The sequence below is a fragment of the Kribbella swartbergensis genome (genome assembly GCF_054784135.1).
This window is the reverse complement of the sequence record NZ_BAAGPM010000018.1, coordinates 197,613-219,134: the sequence shown is the minus strand read 5'-3', so window position 1 is coordinate 219,134 and position 21,522 is coordinate 197,613. Positions and strand designations below refer to the sequence as shown.

Here is a 21,522-nt window from a genome sequence, read left to right as displayed (position 1 = left end):
TCATGCGTCCAGGTGAAGGTGCTCCACGTGGCCGTCCGGCCAGGTGATGCGGATCGTGCGGGATTCGTGCGACACGGTGGGTGGGCGTTCGGGTGATCCGCCGAGGGTGACGACGGCCACGTAGATCGCGCCGGGTTCGGGATGCGTTCTGGCACACGGGATCGCGGTGTGGTTACCGATCGGACTGGCGTCGGTCACCCGGCGTACGTCGTACTCGAAATCGGTGCCGACGGCAACGGATGAGACGAGCCCGTCGGCTGTGACCTTCGCCTTGTGACCGTCCTCGGTCTCGGCCGGCGGTTCGTCCGCGGACAGCGGCCAGCCGCTGATCTCCAGTTGCCAGGACGGGTCGAGCTCGCCCTCGACCACCACGGCGCGCACCTCGTGACTCCCCCGCAGGGCTGAGCCGACAACCACGCGCGGCCCCTCGACCACGCTGCCGCCGCGACCCGATCCGTGCTCCGCGCCCTGGTCCTCGTCGGTGCGCACCCAGTGCGCCGAGCTCACCGAGACGCCGGTGCGTGCGGTGGTGAACCCGTTGCGATGGCTCGGACCGAACTCCGGATGCACGATCGCCACGCTGTTCTCGACCGCCGCCGACCACGCCTCCCGGTCGAGCGGCGGCATCGTGTGCGTCGAGTAGCCGAGCCGCGCGTACAGCGGCGAGTCGGCACGCCGGTCACCCGGCACCGAGTGATCCGTGCCGTGGTTGACGATCCGGACCACACCGTCGGCCTTGGTCCCGCTGACGATCCAGCCCGGCTCGGCGATCTCCAGCGTGAAGTCCCCGGTCTCGACCGGCAGCGGCTCCTCGGTCGCGGTCCACACCGGGTGGTCGGCCGGAAGCATCAGGCCGAGCATGCCCTTCACCGCCCAGTACGGCGATCCCGGGCCGGAGTACGACTGGGCGATCCGCGGCCATTCGCCGTACCAGCCGAGGTTCAGCAGACCGCGGTCGTCGGGCACTCCGTGGTCGAGGAAGTACGCGAGCATGCCGGACGCGGCCCGCCGGAGCACGCCGGGTGGTACGTCGGTCGCACCGGTCACCGCCCCCATCCACAAGGGCGCCGCGGCGGCGAACCGGTAGGTGAGGCTGCGCCCCTGGATCAACGGCGCGCCGTTGCCGCCGATCAGGTGGACGGCGGTCCGGAGGTACTGCGCAAGTCGTTCACGCCACGCGCTCACCAGCTTGGCGTCGGCCGAGGGCTCCATGCTTGCCCAGAGCAACGGATAGACGTGCAGCGCCCAGCCGTTGTAGTGGTCGAAGGCTCGCTCGGGCCCGTCGGCGTACCAGCCGTGGTCGCGGTAGAGCGACTCGTGCACGGCCAATCCGCTCTCGATGTCGGCATTGGACCACGGGCCGCCGACCGACTTGAGGAACGTCTCGACGACGATCTGGAACCACACCCAGTTGATCGGCGGGTACTCCTCGCCGACCACCGTCGCCAGCCACCCGACGATCCGCTCGCGGTCCAAGTCGTCGAGCCGGTCCCAGAGGTACGGACGGCTGAGATGCAGACCGAGTGCGATCGAGCAGGCTTCCACCTTCGCCTGGCCGAGCCGGTCAGGACGCGGCCACGCGTGCGGGGACGACGGATCGGTGCCGGCTCGGAGGCCCTCGGCGTACCACTCGGCGACTCCGTGCGGATCGTTGCCGTGGTCACCGTGCAGCCGGATCGCGGCCAGCAGGAACGAACGGGCGAACGCCTCCAGCGAGTCGCTGTCCGGACCGTACGCACTCGGTTGGCCGGGCAGTTCGATGCGGGCGTGGTCGGGCGAGGCCCAGGGTCGGAGGGCGAGCAGCAGGCCGTCGGCGGTCGCCACCCAGTTGTCTCGGCTCAGGCCCGTGTACGGCGCGTCGGTCACGGTCGCTCTCCTCTGCGAACGGTCAGGCGGAACGAGTCACCGGTGCAGTCGATGGCCAGCCGGTGCACGGTCGGTCCCCAGACACCTTCCAGCAACGCGTCGTCGACGGCTCGTCTCTCCAGCCGCCCGGTACCCAGGCCGGCATCCCAGGTCAGTTCCGCGTATCCCTCGGCCAATGTCTCGACCAGTAACCGGCCGGCTTCGTGGCCGATCGGCGTACCGGCGATCACGAAGTGCTGGGTGGCCGAGCCTTCCCACTCGTCGGCGATGGTGATCTCGCCGTCGAGCGTGGCCACCCGCCGATAACTGGTCGCCTCGGGATACGCGCCGGCAATCTGCATCGACAGCGACTTCTTCTGCACGACCAGGTCCGCAGCTTTGTACTGCGAGCCCTGTTGCTGTTCCTGGCCGTCGATGACCGGGACGTTGTGCCAGCCGCTCTGCACCACCCACTGCTCGTAGCGGCGGTCGGAGAAGGACAGCGCCGTGTACGTCGGCTGGCCGAGGTCGATCAGCACCGGTGTCGAGTCGAGCGCCGCGATGAACGAACCGACGTCGTTGTGGTTGTGGTTCTCGTCGTTGTGTCCGCCCTTGACCGCGAGAGTCAGGCCGGTGTCGTCACGAGCGACGAACAACTGGACGTCCGGCAACCAGGTCGACCTCGGGAGTGGGAGTTCGGCCTTGCCCGCGTCCCACCAGGCGTCGTCGGTCAGCCCGAGGACGGCGCGTCCGAGACCGGCGGCCGGCGCGATCGGCCGGTCGCGATGGGCGGCGGCCTGGGCCATCACGTCGGGGGCGTCGTGACGTCGGCCCCAGCGGTGGAGGACGTGCCACGGCTGGTTCGGGTCCGGGCGGGCGGAGCCGTCGGCGACGTTCACGTACCAGCCGTTCCCGAGCGCGACACGTTGCGGATACCGGGCCAACTCGGCGAACGGCGTACAGGACCATGGGTCGAAGGCGCCCTCGGTGACACGGTCGAGTACGTCGAGTGCCTGAGCGAGCCGGGCCGGGCCGTTCCACCAGTACGCATAGCCCTCGTCACAGCCGCCGTCGGCAGGCATCGCGTCGAGGTAGCGGCTCAGTCCGTCGACGACCAGGTCGGTGACCTCCGCCTGGATTTGCGGGTCGTCTTCGAGGAACAGCGCGGCAGCGAGCACATGGCCGTGGATCCAGGGATTCCAGTTGTGCAGGTGGCCGTCGAGCCCGAGCCAGTGCCAGCGGCGATCGGTCCGGAACGGCTGGATGACGCGCTGCCTCACCTCGCGCCGCATCCGCCGGCGCAGTCCCGGGACCCGGTCGTCGAGCGCCGGCCCGAGCACGAGATCCGCCCACGCCAGGATGTCGGCCGTCTCCGCCGCGCCGAGGTCCAGGTACGGCTGATCGGGATCGCCGGTCACTTCACCGCGGGCGGTGGCGAAGGATTCGTGAGCGGCCCAGCACCAGGTGGTCTGCTCGCACAGCTGCATCAGTCCGTCGGCGGCCTCGTCGACGTACGCCTGATCGGCTGTGAGCGCGGCCGCGAGCACGGCGGCCGAGGTCCGGCGCCGCACTTCGCCGGCCGGGTCCTCGTACGCCGTACGTACGCCGTCCCGCCAGTACCGCGCATAGTCCGACAACAACGTCCGCGGCCACGGCCGACCGCGGTCAGCCTCCGCCTCGGCCAGAATCGCCCGAACCGCTTCTGGATCGCGGCGTCCCCACACCTCCCGCCGCGTCAGATCCGGCACCCCGACCCTGGCCCGAGCCGCCCTCACCGCCTGCTCGCGCCCGGGCACCCTCGCCCACCGCTCCTTCAGCCTCACCCCACCCACCTTATGCGGCAAACGCTTCCCGTCCGCCGCCCGGGGTTCAGAGATCGCGGCCGACCGGCACTTCGTAGTCGTACTGGAACCCTTCACCGACGTCGGTCCTGACCAGCAGTACGCCGTCCCGGACGACAGCCTGCCGGGTCGGACCGGCCGAACAACTGAGCACCGCGGAGTTGACCGCGTTCGGCGGGAGCCCGGGCAGCGCGGCTCGCGCCTTCGGACCGTTGGACTGGCGGCAGGACGTGATCGCCTTGCCGATCCGGAGCCGGTACGTCGTCTGGCCCGGGCCGACCACGCTCAGCCGCAGCCCGTCCGTCGTACCGGCCGACACCGTCAGCACCCGGACGGCGGGTGGACCGATGACCGGCTGCCCGGGCTGGGGCGCCGCGGCTTCCCGTACCGCGGGTTCGCTCTGCACCGGCTGCTGCGGTGCGGGCGCCTGCTCGGCGGCTTGGTTGCTGCAAGCACCTAGTACGGCGCCGGACGCGACGAGTACGACGGCGAGACTGCGACTGCGCATGGTTCGTCCTCCTTGGGTGATTCGGTGGCTCAGGCCTCGAGGCGCCACTCGTCGTCACGGACCTTCTTCGGGGCGTTCGCCGCGGAGGAGTAGGACGTGTACCACTTGCACGCGCCGGTGCTGAAGTACTTCTTCGTCACCACGAAGTACCGCGACTGCTGGTACAGCCGCAGCCGGCGGCGCTGTCCTGACGGCACCGGCTTGGTGTAGGAGAACCCGCCGCTGGCCGCGTAACTGGCGCCGACGGTCACGCCCAGGGAAGCGCTCGCCTTGGCGAACACGACGCCGGCCTCGGCCGCCACCGTGGCGGTCATGCTCGCGCTGGCGGTCGCGGTCTTGGTCTCGCTGTAGGTGATGGTGCCGGGCCCGGTGATGTAGGCGCTGTAGAGGTTGGTCGGCCGGATCGACACCTTCACGTTGGCGAAGGAGTAGCGCGGGGGTTCCTTCGGGCAGGCCGTCGTCGCGGCCGAGGCCGGGACCGCGGTGGCCAGCCCGGAGGCGAGGAACAGCAGGCCCGCCGTACCGGCGACGGCGCGGCGTGGGGACGGCTTCTTCATCAGATCTCCTTGGGACACGGTCGGTGAGCAATCGCGCTCCTGACATCACTCAGAGTGGCCGGGTGCTGTCGCGGCGAACAGGGACAAACCGGTACAGCGGTGACCGTCACGCCGGGTAGATTGTTTGTTGCGTAGTGCAACCGATCAGGGAGGCCGGATGGGGGAGCGGGCGTTCGGGGAGTTGCTGCGGCGGTTCCGCGGCGAGGCCGAGCTGACCCAGGCAGCGCTGGCCGAACGGTCCGGCGTCGGCATGGAAGCGATTCGCAGCCTCGAGACCGGCCGCCGGCGCAGCCCACGCCCTGAGACGGTGCGACTGCTCGCGGACGCACTGGGTCTTGCCGGGGCCGAACGAGCCACGTTCTGTACGGCGGCGACGCAGGTGCCACGCGAGCTCCCGGCCGACGTCCAGGACTTCACGGGACGGGCCGCCGAGGTACGGCGGTTGCTCCAGGCCCTGAAGTCGCCGGGAGTCACCGTCGTCACCGGCCCGGCCGGATCGGGCAAGACCGCCTTGGCCGTCCATGCCGCCCGTCAGGTCCACTTCCCCGGCGGCGAGCTCTTCGTGAACCTTCGCGGATCCACTGGTCGGGTGGCCGCCGGGCCCGGGACTCTGCTGGTGCTCGACGACGCGACCGACGCGGAACAGGTGCCTCGAGCAACCGATGCCACGGTGATCGTCACCAGCCGTGAGCCTTTCGGTCAGGTTGCCGCTGACAACCACATCGCGCTGACCGGCCTGCCCACGCCGGACGCACTGCGGCTGCTGCAACGCATCAGCGGTGCCGATCGCTGGCGCCGCGACCCGGCCGGCACCCTCGAGGTCATCGAGTTGTGCGAGGGCCTGCCCGCTGCCTTGCGCAGAGCCGCGGCACGGTTGGTCGGCCGGCCCTCGTGGTCACCTGCCGATCTCGCCGGATGGCTGAACGCCCAGCGGCGCCGCCTGGTGGGCGCGCCTTGACCGGGGTGGACGAACTGCTGCGGCAGTTCCGAAGCGACGCGGGGCTGACGCAGGAGCAGTTGGCCGAACGATCCGGCCTGAGCGTGGAAGCGATCCGCACCCTTGAGATCGGCCGCCGCCGGCACCCGCGGGCACTCACCGTCAGCCGCCTGGCCGAGGCCCTGGACCTCGGCCAGGCCGACCGCGATCGGCTCGCCCAGGCCGCCCGCCGATCAGGCGCCGACGACTCCCACCGCCTGCCCGCAAGCGTCAGCGACTTCGTCGGCCGGGAGCAGCAGGTACGCCGACTGACCGGCCTGCTCACCCGGACAACCGGATCGGCACGACCGACGAGCGTGGTAATCTCGGCCGTCACCGGGATGGGCGGTATCGGCAAGACCACGCTCGCGTTGCACGTCGGTCACCTCACCGCGGCGGAGTTCCCCGACGGGCGGATCTACGTGAATCTGCGCGGCGCGACGGAGCCGATCGCTCCACTGCACGCACTGGGGACCCTGCTGCGCACTCTCGGCGTCCCACCGCAGGAGATCCCGGACGACCTCGACTTGGCCGCGGCCAGGTACCGGACGGTGGTCTCCGGTCGGCGGATCCTGGTCGTGCTCGACGACGCCGCGGACGCCGACCAGGTCACCCCGTTGATCCCTGGGACACCTGGCTCGGCCGCGGTCGTCACCAGCCGTCGTCTGCTCGACGGTCTCGCCGGCGCGGAGCACCTGCGGCTGGATGTGTTGACCGACCACGAAGGTCTGCGACTACTGGGTGAAGTGATCGGCACTTCGCGTGTCGAGACGGACCCCGTCGCCGCCGCGGAAGTCGTGCACAGGTGCGGCCATCTTCCGCTCGCGATCCGCATTGCGGGCATGCGACTTCCATCGCGCCGGCCGGTCTCCGAGTTGGCGGCCCGACTGGCGGACGAGAGCACACGACTTGGTGAACTGACGGACGGTGAGACCGGCGTACGGGCGTCGATCGCGCTGTCGATCCACGATCTGACCGTCGTACCGGAAGATCGCGCCGTGGCGGCCGCGTTCCCGGTGCTGGCACTGCTCGAGCCGGGTGACTTTCCGCTGCGGGCAGCGGCTGCCGCGTTGGAACTGCCGATCGACGAGACGGAGGCCGTGCTGGACCGGCTGGTCGACGTACACCTCCTGGAGGCACCGGCGCTGCACCGGTACCGGCTGCACGACCTGGTCAGGGCGGTCGGCCGTGAAGGGGCGAGCGCAGCGGACGAGCGAGCGGTGTGGGAACGCGTGCTCGACTGCTACCGCGCGATGATCTGGCGAGCCGACGAACTGGATCAGGAAGGCCCGCTGAGTGCGCAGTGGAAGGACACCGCCTGGGCAGCCGGGGCTCGTGACCTCGACGATCTCGAGGAGATCTTCGACTGGCTCGACGCCGAACGGGCAACACTGGTCCGGCTGGTACGACGGGCTGCGCAGGGCACGGCGGAGGACCGGCTGAACGCCGTACGGATCGCCGTCGGCATGAACGTCTTCGGTCCGGCGCGGAAGCGATGGCTGGAGTGGCGTGACATCAATCGGATCGCGGCCGGTCTGGTCGACGCGCGGTCCGATCCGATCGCGGCGGCGCTGGTCCACTTCGATCTCGGCCTCGCGTACGGCGAACTCGACGACTTCCCTGCCGCGTCCGAGCACCTCGCGCACGCTGTCGACGCGGCTCGCGAGATCGGCAACCCGTCGTTCCTGGCCAGCGGACTGGTGAACCTCGCTCACATGCTCGAACGAGCCGGCCGCGTTCCCGAGGCCTTCAGCTACATACGGGAAGCCCTCGACCTGGCCGAGCATGACGGTGAGGCCGCGGCGTGCAGCCCGTGGGCATACCTCACCCTCGGAATGCTGCAGGGCAAGAACGGCGAACCCGCCCTGCAGGCGGCGGCGTTCGAGCAGGCGATCTCACTGGCGCGCGATCGGCATCCTGCGGTCCTGGCCCGGGTTCTCGTCAGCGCCGGCGCCTCCTTCCGCGAGTGCGGCCAGCCGGCGAAGGCGGTCCCTGTGCTGACCGAAAGTCTGGCGGTCCTGCGCGAGCACGACACTCGCGGCAGCGAAGGCGAGGCGCTGGACGAACTCGGCACCGCGTACTACGAGCTCGCCCGGTACCGGCAGGCCGCCGATGCCTATCTCACCGGGCTCGACATCGCCCTCGACCACCAGCACTGGGACCGCGAAGCCCGCATCCGTACCGGCCTCGGCCGCACCTACGCCGAACTCGACCGGCCCGCGGACGCCCGTGAACATTGGCAGCTCGCCCTGGACATCCTCACAACCCACGGCATGCCCGCCGCCGACGACGTACGCCTCCTGCTGTCCCAGCCCGCCCGGCCCGTCCGCCGGGAGGCCTCTAGGGCCGCGACCGGCGGTGAGTTGGTGTTGTGACCGAGCGGTAATGCCATGATGTCCGGCATGGAGCTGAAGCTGTCGGCGTCGTACGACGCCACACCCGAGGAAGTGTTCGCGATCGTCACCGACGCCACCTTCCGCGAGCAGGCGTGCCAGAAGACCAAGGCGCTGGCGTACTCCGTCGAGGTGACCGAGTCCGGCAACGACACCGTCGTCAGGGTCCAGCGGGAGATGCCGTCGGACCAGGTACCGGACATCGCGCGGAAGTTCGTCGGCCAGACGCTGACCATCGTGCAGACCGAGACCTGGCACCCGGCGAAGCCGGACGGGTCCCGCGACGCCGACGTCACCGGAGAGATCAGCAACACCCCGGTGACGCTGAAGGGCACCGCCTCGATCACCGCCACCGGGTCGGGCGCCGTGCAGGCGATCGACCTCGACGTGAAGGTCGCGGTCCCGCTGATCGGCAAGAAGATCGAGCCGTTCGTGGTGGACGCGATCCGGGCCGGCCTGCAGAAGGAGCACGAACTCGGCCGCGACTGGCACGACGGCAGCAACTGATCCCGGTCCCCCGCGACGACCGTCGCGGGGGACTCGTGTGTCCGGTACGGCGACCGTCGCGGCGGACTCGTGTGTCGCTACCGGGACCGGCTCCGGCCGGGTGGCAATCTGAAGGGCGAACTGCTCTTCGGAGGTGATCCCGTCGTGCGAAGGAAACGTCAGCGGATTGACCAGGCCGGCGAGGATTCGCAGTACTGCGTCTTCTGCGCCACGGTGATGCCGTTCGAACGGATCGAGGCCGCCGATCACCTGATCGACGAACCGGACGAGTGGATCTGCGTCCAGTGCGGCTCCGCCCTCCTGGTCGATCCCCCGCTCCAGCAGCTGCACCGCACCGCCTGACGCCGGCCTGGGGTCAGTCGAACACGAGGGTCCGGAGGGCTACATGGCCTTCCTCGTCGATGACGTAATGGGCGTGGCCCTCGTGATCCACGGCGACGCCTTCGACGCGGCGGATGTCGCCGAAGTGGTGGACGACCTTGGCGCTCACGACACCGCCGTCGGTGTCCGACGGCAACTCGAAGCGGACGTGTTCGGAGGCGGCGCGGGCGCCCTCGGGGTGGTCCGCGAGCACGGTGGCCGACTTGCCGGACGCGTCGAGATCACCGATCACGGCGTCGAAGCGGTCGAGGCCTCGGGTGTCGAGACCGCGCAGTCCGGCCGGCGCCTCCACACTGCCGACGTCGCCGAGCACCCAGACCTTGCCACATCGCGGTACGGCGTTCGGGTCGTCGAACAACTCCTCGACGTTGTCGAGTTCCACCAGCAGCGGGTGGCCGTCGGCGGTCACCGGGTAGCGCAGGCCGAGCAGCAACCGCCCGTCCGCACGGAACTCGGCCGCCTCGATGTTGACCGGGTGGTCCGCCGGGTGGACGGTCCCGGCCCAGCGCTTGGCCTTCTGCTGACCGATCGCGATGGTGGCGTCGACGTACGCCTGTCGTTCCAGCGCGCCCAGTGGGAGGAGTTCGATGCCGGCCAGGGCGTCGTTGATCGCCCGGTGCAGGCCGAAGCGCAGCCGTACGACGTCCAGCGTGGCGGGCCGGCCGTGCTCGAGGGAGTCGGCGATCGACTGCTCGCTGACGCGGGCGATCCAGGAGCGCTTCGCGGCCAGCGGACCGGCCTTCTTCCCGAACTGCGAGCCGACGAGGTAGACGTAGCCGTCACGTGAGGCGCAGGCCTCGGCGTCCTCGGTCTTGCCCGCGTTCGGCCCGGCGTCGGCCTGAATCCGCATCGCGCCCCAGTCCTCGTCGAGCGGTGCGCCGGCGGTGTGGACGAGCAGGGCGAGGGCATCCTCGGCCGTGGCCTCGTCCAGCACCGTGACGAACGCCCGGTCCCATCCGTGGCGGCCCAGGACGTCCGGCCCGAACACCCGGCACAAATCAGACGCTTCGTTGGGCTCCAGGTGCAGATCGGTCTCATGCATACCTGGGAAACGCCTCAACCCCCGTCCGAACTCCCGCTGCCACGAATTCCCGGGTAAACCCCGACCACCCCCGAGCACCACCCCGGGGAGGAGTCAACCGAAACTCCCACCACCTACGCGCTCCGGTCCTGGCCGAAGCCCAGGCAACGTGCGCGAGCGTCACCCGGGGTGTTGCCGGCGGTCATGAGGGGGAGGCGTCGCCGCCGCCGGCCGCGATGGCGCTTCGGACGCAGTCGCGGAGCAGGGCGCGGCGCCGGTCATGTACGTCATCGGGTTCCTGGCTGCTGGCCGCATAGACATTGCTGACCGGTGACCAGGCCATGGACATGGCGATGACCATGGCCATGATGTCGAACGGGTCACCGGCGCGGACCCGCCCGGCGGCCTGGGCCTCGGCGATGGCCGTGAGCTTGCGGTCGTCGTAGTGCTGGTGAGTCTCGACGAGGTGCCCGGCAGGCCGGCGCTCCAGTCGTGTCCAGGTCGCCAGCCGGATGAGGTCGGGGCGGCGCAGGTATTCGTCGTAGAGCCGAACGGCCCACTCCGCGAGATCGTCGGCGTCGATGGGCACGACGTTGGTGATGCGCTCCAGCGAGCTGAGGAGGATCGCGTCGAAAAGTCGCTCCTTGTCGCCGAAGTAGGCGTAGAGCTGTGCCTTGTTGGTGCGCGCTGCCGTCACGATGCGTTCGATGCGCGCACCGGCGATGCCGTGCTGGGCGAACTCTTCGGTGGCGGCGTCCAGGATGCGCTGGTAGGTCGCGGCGCCTCGCGAGGTCTGGGGCTGTGCCGGCATGCCCGCACACTACCAAACAGAACAGTTGGTTTGCTTTGGGATGGGATCGCCTCTACGCTGCAGCAGACCGAACAGTCTGTTGAGGGAGTGAGTATGCGAACGACCACCGGATGGCAGGCGATCGGCCCGGCGGCACTGCGGCGCACGTCGCTCGAGCGCCGCGACCTTCGCTCAGACGACATCGCGGTGCAGGTCGACTACTGCGGGGTGTGCCACAGCGACCTGCACGCCTTGGACGTCTACGACCCGCACACGAGAGCACCCCTGGTGCCCGGTCACGAATTCACCGGCGTGGTGGTCGGGACCGGACGGGAGGTAACCACCTTCTCGGTCGGCGACCGCGTCGCGGTGGGCAACATCGTCGACTCTTGCGGCGTGTGCGCCATGTGCGAAGCCGGACAGGAGAATTTCTGCCGTTCCGTCCCGACTCTGACCTACGGCGGCACCGACAGGCAGGATGGGTCCACCACCCTGGGCGGCTACTCCCGCGAGTACGTCGTGCGCGACACCTTCGCCTACCCGCTCCCCGCCGGCCTCGACCCGGCGGCAGCCGCCCCGCTGATGTGCGCCGGCATCACCGTCTGGGAACCCCTGCGCCACCTCGGCGTGGGGCCTGGCAGTCGCGTCGCTGTGGCGGGGCTCGGCGGCCTGGGCCACCTCGCGGTCAAGATGGCCGTGGCACTCGGCGCCACCACGACCGTCATCAGCCGCACCCAGGCCAAGCGCGACGACGCCCGCAAACTCGGCGCGCACGACATCATCGACTCCACCGATACCCAGCACCTGGCTGCGGCGCGCGACAGCTTCGACGTCGTCATCGACACCATCTCCGCGCCTCACGACCTCGCCCCGTATCTGAAGCTGGTGGCGTTGGACGGCACCCTCAGCCTCCTCGGGCACCTGGGCCCCGTCACCGTCGAGGCCATGGACCTGCTCATCGGCCGCAAGAAGCTCAGTTCCGCGGGCAGCGGAGGCCGCCTGGCGACAGCCGAGATGCTCCAATTCTGCGCCGACAACGGCATCGCCGCCGATATCGAAGTACTCCCGTCGTCACAGGTGGACACGGCACTCGACCGCCTCCGGCGAAACGACGTCCGCTACCGCTTCGTGCTCGACATGTCCGACCTGGACTGAACAGCCAGCTGGCCGGGCATGACGTGCGGGCCGGACAGCGGCACGCACGGCCCGGCACCCTGCCCTCTCTGACCACCCACCCACCCGTCAGCTCCGTCAGCCCTGGTGGGGCAGCGGCAGTCGGTGCGTGGTCACCCACCTACCTGGGTTCTTTCGTCAGCCCTGGTGGGGGTAGTGGTAGTCGGTGGGTGGGGCGAAGGTTTCCTTCATCGAGCGGGGGCTGACCCAGCGGATCAGGTTCCACATGGAGCCGGCCTTGTCGTTGGTGCCGGATGCGCGGGAGCCGCCGAACGGCTGCTGCCCGACGACCGCGCCGGTCGGCTTGTCGTTGACGTAGAAGTTCCCGGCCGCGAACCGCAGGTAGTCCGAGGCCGCCGCGACCGCCTGCCGGTCCTGGGCGATCACCGCACCGGTCAGCGCGTACGGCGCCGCGTTCTCCATCTGCCGCAACACGGTGTCGTAGTCGGCGTCGTCGTACACGTGCACCCCGAGGATCGGCCCGAAGTACTCGGTGGTGAAGATCTCGTCGGTCGGATCCGCGGACAGCAGCAGGGTCGGCCGGACGAAGTACCCCTCGCCGTCGTCGTACGTGCCACCGGCCAGCACCTCGATCGCGTCGTGCTGCTGGGCCCGGTCGACCGCGGCCTTGTGCTTGGCGAACGCACGGTCGTCGATCACCGCGCCGATGAAGTTCGACAGATCGGTGACGTCGCCCATGGTGAGCGACTCGGTCTCGGCGATCAGGTCGTCCCGGATCCGGTCCCACACCGACCGCGCGACGTACGCGCGCGAAGCGGCCGAGCACTTCTGCCCCTGGTACTCGAACGCGCCGCGCACCATCGCGGTCTTCAGCACCGCCGGGTCGGCCGACGGGTGCGCCAGGATGAAGTCCTTACCACCGGTCTCACCGACGAGCCGCGGGTAGGTCTTGTACGACGCGATGTTCGCCCCGACCGTGGACCACAGCGACTGGAACGTCTTCGTGGACCCGGTGAAGTGGATGCCGGCCAGGTCCGGGTGGGTCAGCGCGGCCTTGCTCACCTCGATGCCGTCACCGGTGACCAGGTTGATCACCCCGGGCGGCAGCCCGGCGGCCTCGAACAGCCGCATCGTCCAGTGCGCGGCGAACTGCTGCGTCGGCGACGGCTTCCACACCACGGTGTTGCCCATCAGCGCCGGCGCGCTCGGCAGGTTGCCGGCGATCGCGGTGAAGTTGAACGGCGTGATCGCGTACACGAACCCCTCGAGCGGCCGGTAGTCGACCCGGTTCCACACACCCGGGGACGAGATCGGCTGGTCGCTGACGAGCTGCCGCGCGAACGCCACGTTGAACCGGAGGAAGTCGATCAGCTCACACGCGGCGTCGATCTCGGCCTGCTGCACGGTCTTCGACTGGCCGAGCATGGTCGCCGCGTTCAGGGTGTCGCGCCACGGGCCGGACAGCAGGTCGGCCGCCTTCAGGAAGATCGCCGCCCGGTCGTCGAAGGACAGCGACCGCCAGGCCGGGGCGGCGGCGAGGGCCGCGTCCACGGCCGCCTTGCCGTCGGCCTCGGTCGCGTTGCCGAGGGTGCCGAGCACGTGCGCGTGCTTGTGCGGCTGGACCACCTGGATCGGGGCACCGCCGCCGAGTCGCTGCTCGCCGCCGATGGTGCAGGTCAGGTCGATCCCGCCGGCCGCGTTGAACTCCTTGAGCTTCGCCTCCAGGCTCGCCCGCTCCGACGAACCGGGCGCGTATCCCTTGACGGGTTCGTTGGCGGGCGTGGGTACGGCGGTGACGGCATCCATGGTGCGGTGCTCCTCGATCGGGTTGTGGATCGTGCTGGTACGCCGGTACGGGTGGGCGGCGCGCCTCGCTGGTGATACGAGCATGGTGCCATGACTGACCACCGGAGACGAACCTGACCACAAACCTGACCACGAGGCCGACTGGTCCGGTCAGCAAGCAACCATCGCACCCCGGACAATTTGTAGCATACGTTTCACTCGAACGGGCTCCGCGCGAGCTCGAGTTCGACCGGCCCGGCAAGAGCCGGCGGCAACCGGAGTTGCCCGCTGGTGGCGCGTCGGTGGGCAGGCTACGCGCGCCAGGGCATGTGTTGGAGGGTCCAGGTGTTGCCGTCGGGGTCTTCGAACCAGGCGTAGTAGACGCCGCCGAGATCCTCGGTTTCGCCGACGTCGACGCCGCGGCCGATCAACTCCTGGCGGGCGGCCTCGATGTCCTTGACGACCAGGTGCAGACCGCGCAGCGAACCCGGCTCCATCTCGACCATCGGGAGGCCCTGGAGCAGGCTGATCGAGCAGTACGAACCGGGCGGGGTCAGCTGGACGACGCGGACGCCGTCGGCCGGCGAGACGTCCACGTCGACGTGGAACCCACACTGCTCGGAGTAGAACCGCTTCGCCCGGTCGATGTCCGTCACCGGCACCGGGATGAGTTCGAGCAGGTAGGCACCGGGCCGGACCGGCACCGTTGTCGGATCAGCCCGGATCTCCGACGCGTCCTTCGGGATCTCGGTCTGCGTCGGCGGCGGCGTCGGCAGGCCCGCCGCCTCCGCCGGGCGGGGGGCGGAGAGGTCCGGTTCGCCGGCTGGGGGGTGTTCGCTCATGCCGTTGGCTCGTTCTGCTCGGTCATGCGGACTTCTTCGCGGCCTTCTTGGCCGTCTTCTTGGCCGCGGTCTTCTTCGCAGCAGCCTTCTTGGCCGGCGCGGCCTTCTTGGCGGGCGTCTTCGCCGCGGCCTTCTTGGCGGGAGCCTCCGCGTCACCACCACCGGCCCGGCGCGCCTTGGCGGCCTCGACCGAGGCGCGCAGCGCGGCGACCAGGTCGACGACCTCGGCGCCCTCCGGCTCCTCCTCCTCGGCCTCCGGCAGCGGTACGCCGGCCGCCTTCGCCTCGACCACCTGTTCGAGCGCCTGCCGGTACTCGTCGTGGTACTGATCCGGGTCGAACTCGCCACGCAGCGTGTCGATGTACGACGCCGCCATCGCCTTCTCCTGCGAGCGGATCTCCACGTCCTCCGACGGCGCCGCGAACGACGCGTCCCGGACCTCGTCCGGCCACATCATCACCTGCAGCACGAGCACGTCCTCGAACGTCCGGAGCAGCCCGAGGCTCTCCCGGGACCGCAGCGCGACCTTGACCAGCGCGTACAGCTCGGAGCCGTCGAGGGCGTCGCGGAGCAGCACGTACGGCTTGGCACCCGGACCGCCGTCGGCCTGCAGGTAGTAGGACTTGCCCAGGTACAGCGGGTCGACCTGGTCGGCGGGCACGAACTCCAGGACGTCGATGACCTTCTTGCTGGACAGCGGCAGGTCGGCGAAGTCCTCCGGCTCCAGCACCACCATCCGGCCGTCGGCCATCTCGTAGCCCTTGCCGATGTCGGAGTACGGCACCTCCTCGCCGCACTCGGAACAGACCCGCTTGTAGCGGATCCGGCCCCCGTCGGCGACGTGCACCTGGCGGAACGAGATGTCCTTCTCCTCGGTCGCCGAGAACACCTTGATGGGGATCGTCACCATCCCGAACGAGATGGCACCTTTCCAGATCGCCTGCATCGCCACCAGCTCCCTGTCAGCCGTTCAGCCCGCCGCGCGGCCCCTCCGCCGCCAGCAGATCGGGGATCTCCTGTGTCGCGTACCACATCAGGTCTTCACCCTCGCACGAATCGAGGGCGAACAGGGCGTCGTCGTCGCCGTTCTGGGCCGCGTCCCACCGGTCCGCCGCCGTCCCGATCACCTCCGCCGCCTCGGCCGCGTCCACATGGACCGCGGCCACCGTGCTCCACGGCACCACCACATTCAGCTCCAGCCGGGCGTCGCCCAGCTCGACCGCGCCGTCCGCGGGCGGGACCGCGCTCACCTCGCAGGCGACGACCACCCGTCTCCGTGCGGTACCCGGATCGGCCGCGAGCAGTCCCACCGACGCCCGGGCCGCCTGCGCCATCGCGGCGTACTCGAGCTCCTCGTCGTCACCCTCGGCATACCACTCCCGCAGCGCCGGGGTGACCGCGTACGCCGTCAGCGGGGGCGGGCCGAACTCGCCGGCGTGGCTCGCCTCGTCGAGCAACCGCAGCGTGGATGGGATGTAGACCCTCATGAATCCGCCTTCTCGGTCTCGCCACTTTTCCGTCCCCGCCCCTCCGCCCCGGTCTGGCCGCGGGGTTTCCTGCGGCCCCGGGAGGCCCGGTTCCGGCTGCCCCTCGTGGTGTCGAGCAACTCGTCCAGGGCATCGGTCACACACTGGGCGAAAACGGCCAGGTCGGGCATCGCGGTGCGGTCCGCGTTCAGCCCGTAGAACACCTTCCCGTCGTACGACGTGACGCCGACGGACAACCCCTGTCCGGGCATCAGCGGGACCACCGGGTACGACGCGAGCATCGGCGCACCCTGCGCGTACAGCGGGAACTGCGGTCCGGGCACGTTGGTGATCACCACGTCGTCGATCGGCCGGACCGTACTCGTCGCGACCCGGGCGGCGAGCGCGTGCAGCGTGGTCGGGGCGAACCCGGCGATGCCGACCAGCGAGCGGGCGCTGACCGCACGGCCGGTGTCCTTGTGCACCTTGGTCTGGTACGAGATCTGGTGCAGTCGCATGACCGGGGAGTTCTCCCCGACCGGCAGGTTCACGGTCGAGGCGATCACCCGGGACCCGAGCGACGTCGGCTCCTCGTCCTCGTCGTCGCGGATGCTGACCGGGACCACCGCCCGCACACTCCGGGTCGGCCCGACACCTTCGCCGCGCGTCATCATCCAGGCCCGGAACGCACCCGCGACCACGGCCAGGACCACGTCGTTCACCGTGCCGCCGTGCATGGCCCGGACGGTCCGGTAGTCCTCCAGGTCGGTCTGCACGGTCGTGAACCGGCGCTGACCGGACGTCTTCACGTGCAGTGAGCTCTCCTGCGCGTGCCGCTGCGCGACCAGCGAGCCGACCACGTCGCCGATCACCTCCCGGACCGAGGTCGAGCCGGTCAGGCTGGCCATCTCGGCCCGGGCCAGCTCGAGGACGGCGGTCGGGTGCCGGGTCGCGTCCGCGAACACGCCGGCGAGCAACTCCAGCGCGGACGGCGGGTGGGCCGGCTGCCAGGTATCGGTCGGCGTGTCCCGCGGGTGCGCGGTCGAGTCCAGCACCACCTGGCCGATGTCGACCGTGCTGTTGCCGTCGACAAGCGCTTGATGGGACTTCGAGATGATCGCGAACCGGTCTCCCTGCAGGCCCTCGACCAGGTACATCTCCCACAGCGGCCGGGCCCGGTCGAGCCGCCGGGACATGATCCGGGCGACCAGCTCGAGCAGCTGGGCGTGCGTGCCCGGCCGGGGCAGGGCCGAGCGCCGTACGTGGAACGTGATGTCGAACTCTTCGTCGTCCACCCAGACCGGCCCGGCGAACCGGCCGGGCACCTGCTGGACCCGCTGCCGGTACCGCGGCACGAAAGCGATCCGGTCCCGGATCAGCGCGACCAGGCTCTCGTAGTCGAACCCGTCGTCACCGTGCACCGGCGGCTCGAAGATGTCGACCGTCCCGACGTGCATCGGGGTGGCCGGCGACTCGGCCTTGAGAAAGGTGAGGTCCAGCGACGTCAGCCGGTCCGGCATCGGGTCACCTTCCTCTCAGGAGATCAGCTTGTCCCGTCACCCTAGCGGCCGCCGCCGACAGTGGGCTGCGACACTGGCTCAACGGGAACACTGAGCCAATCGTGTTCGTCAGGCAAGAGGGCGCGGTCCGCGCCACGAGAACTTCACAAGACCTTCGAAAGGCCCTCCGACCGATGCGTTCGACGCTCACTCGCGGCACCGCCACCGCTCTCCTGCCCGCCCTCGCCATGCTCGTCCTGGCCGGCTGCGGGAACGAATCCGACGGCGGCGCGAGTCCGAGCACCACCCCCTCGGCGACCGCTCCCTCCAGTACGCCGTCCGACCTGCCGGCCACCACCCCGTCGCCGGGCAAGCCGAACACCAGCACTCCGTCGAACACCGCGGACCCCTCCGGTGAGCAGGCCGACGTGACCGTCAACGTCACCGTTGCCAACGGCAAGGTCAACCCGAGCGGCTCGACGATCAAGGTGAAGGCCGGCCAGACCGTGCTGGTGACCGCGGTCAGCGACGCGCCGGACCAGCTGCACATCCACGGTTACGACAAGGAGCTGGACCTGGTGCCGGGCAAGACCGGCTCGGTGAAGTTCACCGCGAACATGAAGGGCACCTTCGAGATCGAGACCCACGAGAGCGGCAAGCTGGTCGCCAAGCTCGTCGTGTCGTGAGCGTGCAGCTCACCCTTGCGCCGCTGCTGCTGCCGCTGCACGGGATCGGTGGACGGCAGGACCTGCCGATCCCGTTCCGGCTGGCCGTCGGTGGTGCGGCGGTCGCGATCGCGCTGTCGTTCGTCGTCCTCGGCCTGGCCTGGCGGAACCCGAAGTACCGCGGCGACGGGTCCGGAACTCCGTTGCCCGCCGCAATCACCCGGACGGTCGACGCGGGCTGGTTCCGCTGGATCGTCCGGCTGGCGGGGCTGGCCATCTTCCTGTACGCGATGGTCGCGCTGCTGTTCGGCGTCGACCGGCTGACCAACCCGATCTTCGGCTTCATCTACATCCTGGTCTGGGTCGGGCTGGTGCCGATCTCGATCGCCCTCGGCCCGGTCTGGCGGACGCTCAACCCGCTGCGGACCATCCACCTGGTGCTCTGCAAGGCGCTCCGCCAACCTCCGTCGAGAGGCTTGCTGGAGCTGCCGCCCTGGCTCGGTCTCTGGCCGGCCGCACTGGGCATCTTCGCCTTCACCTGGCTCGAACTCGTCGCCCCGGACCGCGCCACCATCCCGGTGCTGCAGGCCTGGATCGCGCTGTACGTCGTGATCACGCTGTTCGGCGCGATCCTGTTCGGCGACCGCTGGTTCTCGACCGGCGACCCGTTCGAGGTCTACGCGTCCCTGATGGCCCGGCTGTCACCGTGGGGCCGCCGGACCGACGGAGCGTTGGTGGTACGCCGGCCGCTGGAGAACCTGGACGGCCTCGAACCGCAGCCGGGGCTCGTCGGCATGGTCGCCGCGCTGCTCGGCTCGACGGCGTACGACGGATTCTCGAACTCGTCGGCGTGGATCGGCTGGGCGCAGAACACCGACTACTCGATGACGCTGCTCGGCACAGTTGCGCTGACGGTGTTCATCCTGTTCGTGCTGGTGACGTACGCAGGTGCCACGCTGCTGGCCGGGCGGCTGTCGCACAGCTCGCGCCGCGCGCTCCCGGGGTTGTTCGCGCATTCCGTCGTCCCCATCGTCCTTGGGTACGTCGTCGCGCACTACTTGACCCTGCTGATCCTCGAGGGGCAACGGACGCTCATCTACCTGAGTGACCCGCTCAGCAACGGCGCGAACATCTTCGGCACCGGGCTGCTGGCGGTGAACACCGGCATCACCAACTACAGCGGGACGATCGCAGTCATCCAGGTGCTGGCCGTGGTGTGTGGCCACCTGCTGGGTGTCATCTCGGCGCACGACCGTGCCGTCGCACTCTTCCCGCGCCAGAAGGCTCTCCTCGGTCAGCTGCCCTTGCTGGTCGTCATGGTCGGCTACACCACCGGCGGCCTGCTGCTCCTGTTCTCTTCCTGATGTGCTGAGCTCGCTGTCAGGGTTGATCGGCCGTCGCGGGAGCTGGTTTGGGGAGACTGCGGCTGGTGACCGCCAGGACGATGAACGCGATCATGCCGAGGATCAGGTGTGAGTTGCCGGGGATGGACTGCCAGAAGGTCCAGTCCAGCTCACGGTCGTCGCGGTACGGCACCCACCAGATCGAACGCAGCACGAACAGGCCGTAGAAGAGCACTCCGGTCGCGACTGCCGGGTTGAGACCCCACACCCGGTTGACCGCGCGGATCAGGCTCACGCCGAGCGGGATGACCCAGACCCAGTGGTGGCTCCAGGTGACCGGTGAGGCGTACAGGACGGCCAGAGCCATCACGGAGATCGCAGTCACCCGCTCGCCGGCCAGCCAGTACCGACGCGCCATCCACAGCACCAGCAGGCCGAAGACAGCCGAGAGTGCGAACCACGTCGGCTGCACCCAATTCGCCTCGTCGCCCAGCCGGTGCAGGAAGCCGTTGAAGGACTGGTTGCCGGTGTACGCGAGTCCGCCGACGCGGTTGGCGTCCAGGATCACCTCGGTCCAGTACCGCCAGGACTGGTTCGGCACGACCACGAACCCGATCGCCATCGTCGCCAGCAGACCCAGTACGGCGTTGCGCAGCGCCAGCCACTGCTTGGTGACCACCAGCAGCGCCAGGAACGGCAGCGGCGTGAGTTTGACGCCGATCGTCACACCGAGCCAGAAGCCACGCATCCGCGCGTTCGCCGGCCGGACCAGGTCCAACAGGATCATTGCCGTCAGCAACAGGTTGATCTGGCCGAACTGGATCGTCTGCCAGACCGGCTCGAGCAGCAGCGACAACGCGGTGAGCGCGACCAGCAACGCGGTGCGCTTGCGCTGGGTGAAGAACGACCAGGCGGTCTTCGGCAGGCTCGTCCGCCACAACGCCGCGATGCACAGCACCGAGATCGTGGTCCACACGACCAGCGCGACACCCCACGGTACGGCGGCCAGCGGCACCATCGCGATCGCGGCGAACGGCGGGTAGGTGAACGGCAACCCGGACCCTGGCAGCTTGGCGTCGTACAGCGAACCGCCGTCGAGCAGCACCGAGCCGCCCATCCGGTAGACGCGGAGGTCGATCATGCCGCCGAACAGCCCGTAGGCCCAGGCGCCGAGCGCGACCAGCGCGGCGCAGGCGAGGATGCCGAGGACGAGCCTGCGGGGAACGGCGGGGCGGGAGGCAGGGGTGGTGGAGGTCATCACGGTCACGTCAGGTCGACTCCGAACAGGGATTCCAGTGCGCGCCGGGTCTCGTCGTACGAGGTGTGCAGGATGCCGGTCATGCCGAGGGCCCTGGCACCCTCCACGTTCAGCTCGAGATCGTCGACGAAGACGCAGTCTTCGGGCTTCAGGTCCAGCCGCCGGGCGGCCAGCAGGAAGATCTCCGGCTCCGGTTTGCGCAGCCCGACCTCGCCGGAGATGACGATGTCGTCGAACATGCCGTCCCAGGTGTCCCGGGGGTAGGTGTTGCCCCAGGAGTTCGACAGCAGGGCGGTCCGGACCCCGTGCGAGCGGGCCCGCCGGACCAGCGCGGACATCGCCGGCTGGTGCTCGAAATGCGCGAACATCCGCTCGATCAGCCCTTCCGCGGGCACCGGCGTACCGTCCCGGCGGACCAGGATCGAGGCGAGTTTGCGCTCGAAGTCGGGTACGGCGAGCTGGCCGCGCTCGAGCGCGTGGACCGGGTTCAGCTCGGCCTCCGCGGCGGCGTCGGCAGGGCCCTCGGCCGGCAGCCACGCCATCACGGCCTGCAGGTACGAGTCGAAGTCGAACCCGTCCAGCTCGGCCCACCGCCGCAGCGCGTCCTCCAGCCCGGAGGTCAGCACGCCGCCCCAGTCCACCAGCAACCCACGCGGCACACCCGGCTCCAAAGACATGCGCGCAAGCCTACTCAGCACAAACTCGACCTAA

At 69.7% G+C, this 21,522-nt stretch carries 20 protein-coding genes; 7 read left to right on the top strand and 13 right to left on the bottom strand.

What is annotated here, in order from left to right; genetic code table 11:
- The 4 genes from ACYVOK_RS16380 to ACYVOK_RS16365 are packed head-to-tail and all read right to left on the bottom strand — an operon-like array spanning window position 1 to window position 4,751.
- Window positions 1-1,866 carry a DUF2264 domain-containing protein gene (locus ACYVOK_RS16380; RefSeq protein ID WP_460663281.1) on the bottom strand — a complete coding sequence of 622 codons (1,866 nt, stop codon included), beginning with the start codon at window positions 1,864-1,866 and terminating at the stop codon, window positions 1-3.
- A complete protein-coding gene (locus tag ACYVOK_RS16375) occupies window positions 1,863-3,668 on the bottom strand; it encodes a heparinase II/III domain-containing protein (protein WP_460663280.1) in 1,806 nt (601 codons plus the stop codon). Before ACYVOK_RS16375 ends, ACYVOK_RS16380 begins: the two co-directional genes overlap by 4 nt.
- Window positions 3,669-3,714: 46 nt before the next feature.
- Window positions 3,715-4,194, bottom strand: coding sequence for a hypothetical protein (locus ACYVOK_RS16370; protein ID WP_460663279.1), 480 nt, complete (start codon window positions 4,192-4,194; stop codon window positions 3,715-3,717).
- Between the two features lie 29 nt (window positions 4,195-4,223).
- On the bottom strand, window positions 4,224-4,751 hold the full coding sequence (locus ACYVOK_RS16365) for a hypothetical protein (protein ID WP_460663278.1): 528 nt from the start codon (window positions 4,749-4,751) through the stop codon (window positions 4,224-4,226).
- A gap of 157 nt (window positions 4,752-4,908) precedes the next feature.
- On the opposite strand from ACYVOK_RS16365, the gene ACYVOK_RS16360 reads away from it, so the two are divergent.
- The 4 genes from ACYVOK_RS16360 to ACYVOK_RS16345 all read left to right on the top strand — a co-directional run bounded on the left by ACYVOK_RS16360 (window position 4,909) and on the right by ACYVOK_RS16345 (window position 8,969).
- A complete protein-coding gene (locus ACYVOK_RS16360) occupies window positions 4,909-5,709 on the top strand; it encodes a helix-turn-helix domain-containing protein (protein WP_460663277.1) in 801 nt (266 codons plus the stop codon).
- Window positions 5,667-8,102, top strand: a complete 2,436-nt coding sequence (locus tag ACYVOK_RS16355) for an ATP-binding protein (RefSeq protein WP_460663276.1) — start codon at window positions 5,667-5,669, stop codon at window positions 8,100-8,102. The genes ACYVOK_RS16360 and ACYVOK_RS16355 overlap by 43 nt, the downstream gene beginning before the upstream one ends.
- 27 nt (window positions 8,103-8,129) lie before the next feature.
- Window positions 8,130-8,627 (top strand): DUF2505 domain-containing protein, encoded by a 498-nt coding sequence (locus ACYVOK_RS16350; RefSeq protein ID WP_460663275.1) that lies wholly within the window; start codon window positions 8,130-8,132, stop codon window positions 8,625-8,627.
- Between the two features lie 144 nt (window positions 8,628-8,771).
- Window positions 8,772-8,969, top strand: a complete 198-nt coding sequence (locus ACYVOK_RS16345) for a hypothetical protein (RefSeq protein ID WP_460663274.1) — start codon at window positions 8,772-8,774, stop codon at window positions 8,967-8,969.
- Window positions 8,970-8,982: 13 nt separating this feature from the next.
- Here the strand turns inward: ACYVOK_RS16345 and ACYVOK_RS16340 are convergent, their stop codons facing one another.
- Both ACYVOK_RS16340 and ACYVOK_RS16335 read right to left on the bottom strand, forming a co-directional pair.
- A complete protein-coding gene (locus ACYVOK_RS16340; protein WP_460663273.1) occupies window positions 8,983-10,050 on the bottom strand; it encodes a hypothetical protein in 1,068 nt (355 codons plus the stop codon).
- A gap of 181 nt (window positions 10,051-10,231) precedes the next feature.
- Window positions 10,232-10,840 (bottom strand): TetR family transcriptional regulator, encoded by a 609-nt coding sequence (locus ACYVOK_RS16335; RefSeq protein WP_460663272.1) that lies wholly within the window; start codon window positions 10,838-10,840, stop codon window positions 10,232-10,234.
- 93 nt (window positions 10,841-10,933) lie between these two features.
- Here ACYVOK_RS16335 and ACYVOK_RS16330 point away from each other — a divergent pair, with 93 nt between their 5' ends.
- On the top strand, window positions 10,934-11,974 hold the full coding sequence (locus tag ACYVOK_RS16330; RefSeq protein ID WP_460663271.1) for an NAD(P)-dependent alcohol dehydrogenase: 1,041 nt from the start codon (window positions 10,934-10,936) through the stop codon (window positions 11,972-11,974).
- Between the two features lie 156 nt (window positions 11,975-12,130).
- On the opposite strand, the gene pruA is transcribed toward ACYVOK_RS16330, so the two are convergent.
- The 5 genes from pruA to ACYVOK_RS16305 all read right to left on the bottom strand — a co-directional run bounded on the left by pruA (window position 12,131) and on the right by ACYVOK_RS16305 (window position 17,566).
- Window positions 12,131-13,843 carry an L-glutamate gamma-semialdehyde dehydrogenase gene (pruA, locus tag ACYVOK_RS16325; RefSeq protein WP_460663270.1) on the bottom strand — a complete coding sequence of 571 codons (1,713 nt, stop codon included), beginning with the start codon at window positions 13,841-13,843 and terminating at the stop codon, window positions 12,131-12,133.
- Window positions 13,844-14,049: 206 nt separating this feature from the next.
- Entirely contained in the window at window positions 14,050-14,580 is a 531-nt protein-coding gene (locus ACYVOK_RS16320) for a VOC family protein (RefSeq protein ID WP_460663269.1), read from the bottom strand.
- Window positions 14,581-14,602: 22 nt separating this feature from the next.
- Complete coding sequence (gene ku / locus ACYVOK_RS16315; protein WP_460663268.1) at window positions 14,603-15,526, bottom strand: non-homologous end joining protein Ku; 924 nt, start codon at window positions 15,524-15,526, stop codon at window positions 14,603-14,605.
- Between the two features lie 16 nt (window positions 15,527-15,542).
- Window positions 15,543-16,067, bottom strand: a complete 525-nt coding sequence (locus tag ACYVOK_RS16310) for a DUF6912 family protein (RefSeq protein WP_460663267.1) — start codon at window positions 16,065-16,067, stop codon at window positions 15,543-15,545.
- Window positions 16,064-17,566, bottom strand: coding sequence for a WS/DGAT/MGAT family O-acyltransferase (locus ACYVOK_RS16305; RefSeq protein WP_460663266.1), 1,503 nt, complete (start codon window positions 17,564-17,566; stop codon window positions 16,064-16,066). The genes ACYVOK_RS16310 and ACYVOK_RS16305 overlap by 4 nt, the downstream gene beginning before the upstream one ends.
- 173 nt (window positions 17,567-17,739) lie before the next feature.
- Here ACYVOK_RS16305 and ACYVOK_RS16300 point away from each other — a divergent pair, with 173 nt between their 5' ends.
- Complete coding sequence (locus ACYVOK_RS16300; protein WP_460663265.1) at window positions 17,740-18,231, top strand: cupredoxin domain-containing protein; 492 nt, start codon at window positions 17,740-17,742, stop codon at window positions 18,229-18,231.
- On the top strand, window positions 18,228-19,574 hold the full coding sequence (locus ACYVOK_RS16295; protein ID WP_460663264.1) for a hypothetical protein: 1,347 nt from the start codon (window positions 18,228-18,230) through the stop codon (window positions 19,572-19,574). Before ACYVOK_RS16300 ends, ACYVOK_RS16295 begins: the two co-directional genes overlap by 4 nt.
- Before the next feature lie 16 nt (window positions 19,575-19,590).
- On the opposite strand, the gene ACYVOK_RS16290 is transcribed toward ACYVOK_RS16295, so the two are convergent.
- Together ACYVOK_RS16290 and ACYVOK_RS16285 are read right to left on the bottom strand one after the other, a co-directional pair.
- The gene (locus ACYVOK_RS16290; RefSeq protein ID WP_460663263.1) at window positions 19,591-20,811 is read right to left on the bottom strand and encodes a glycosyltransferase 87 family protein; all 1,221 of its coding nucleotides are present in this window, start codon (window positions 20,809-20,811) and stop codon (window positions 19,591-19,593) included.
- Between the two features lie 5 nt (window positions 20,812-20,816).
- Window positions 20,817-21,488, bottom strand: coding sequence for an HAD family hydrolase (locus tag ACYVOK_RS16285; RefSeq protein WP_460663262.1), 672 nt, complete (start codon window positions 21,486-21,488; stop codon window positions 20,817-20,819).
- Window positions 21,489-21,522: the final 34 nt, after the last annotated feature.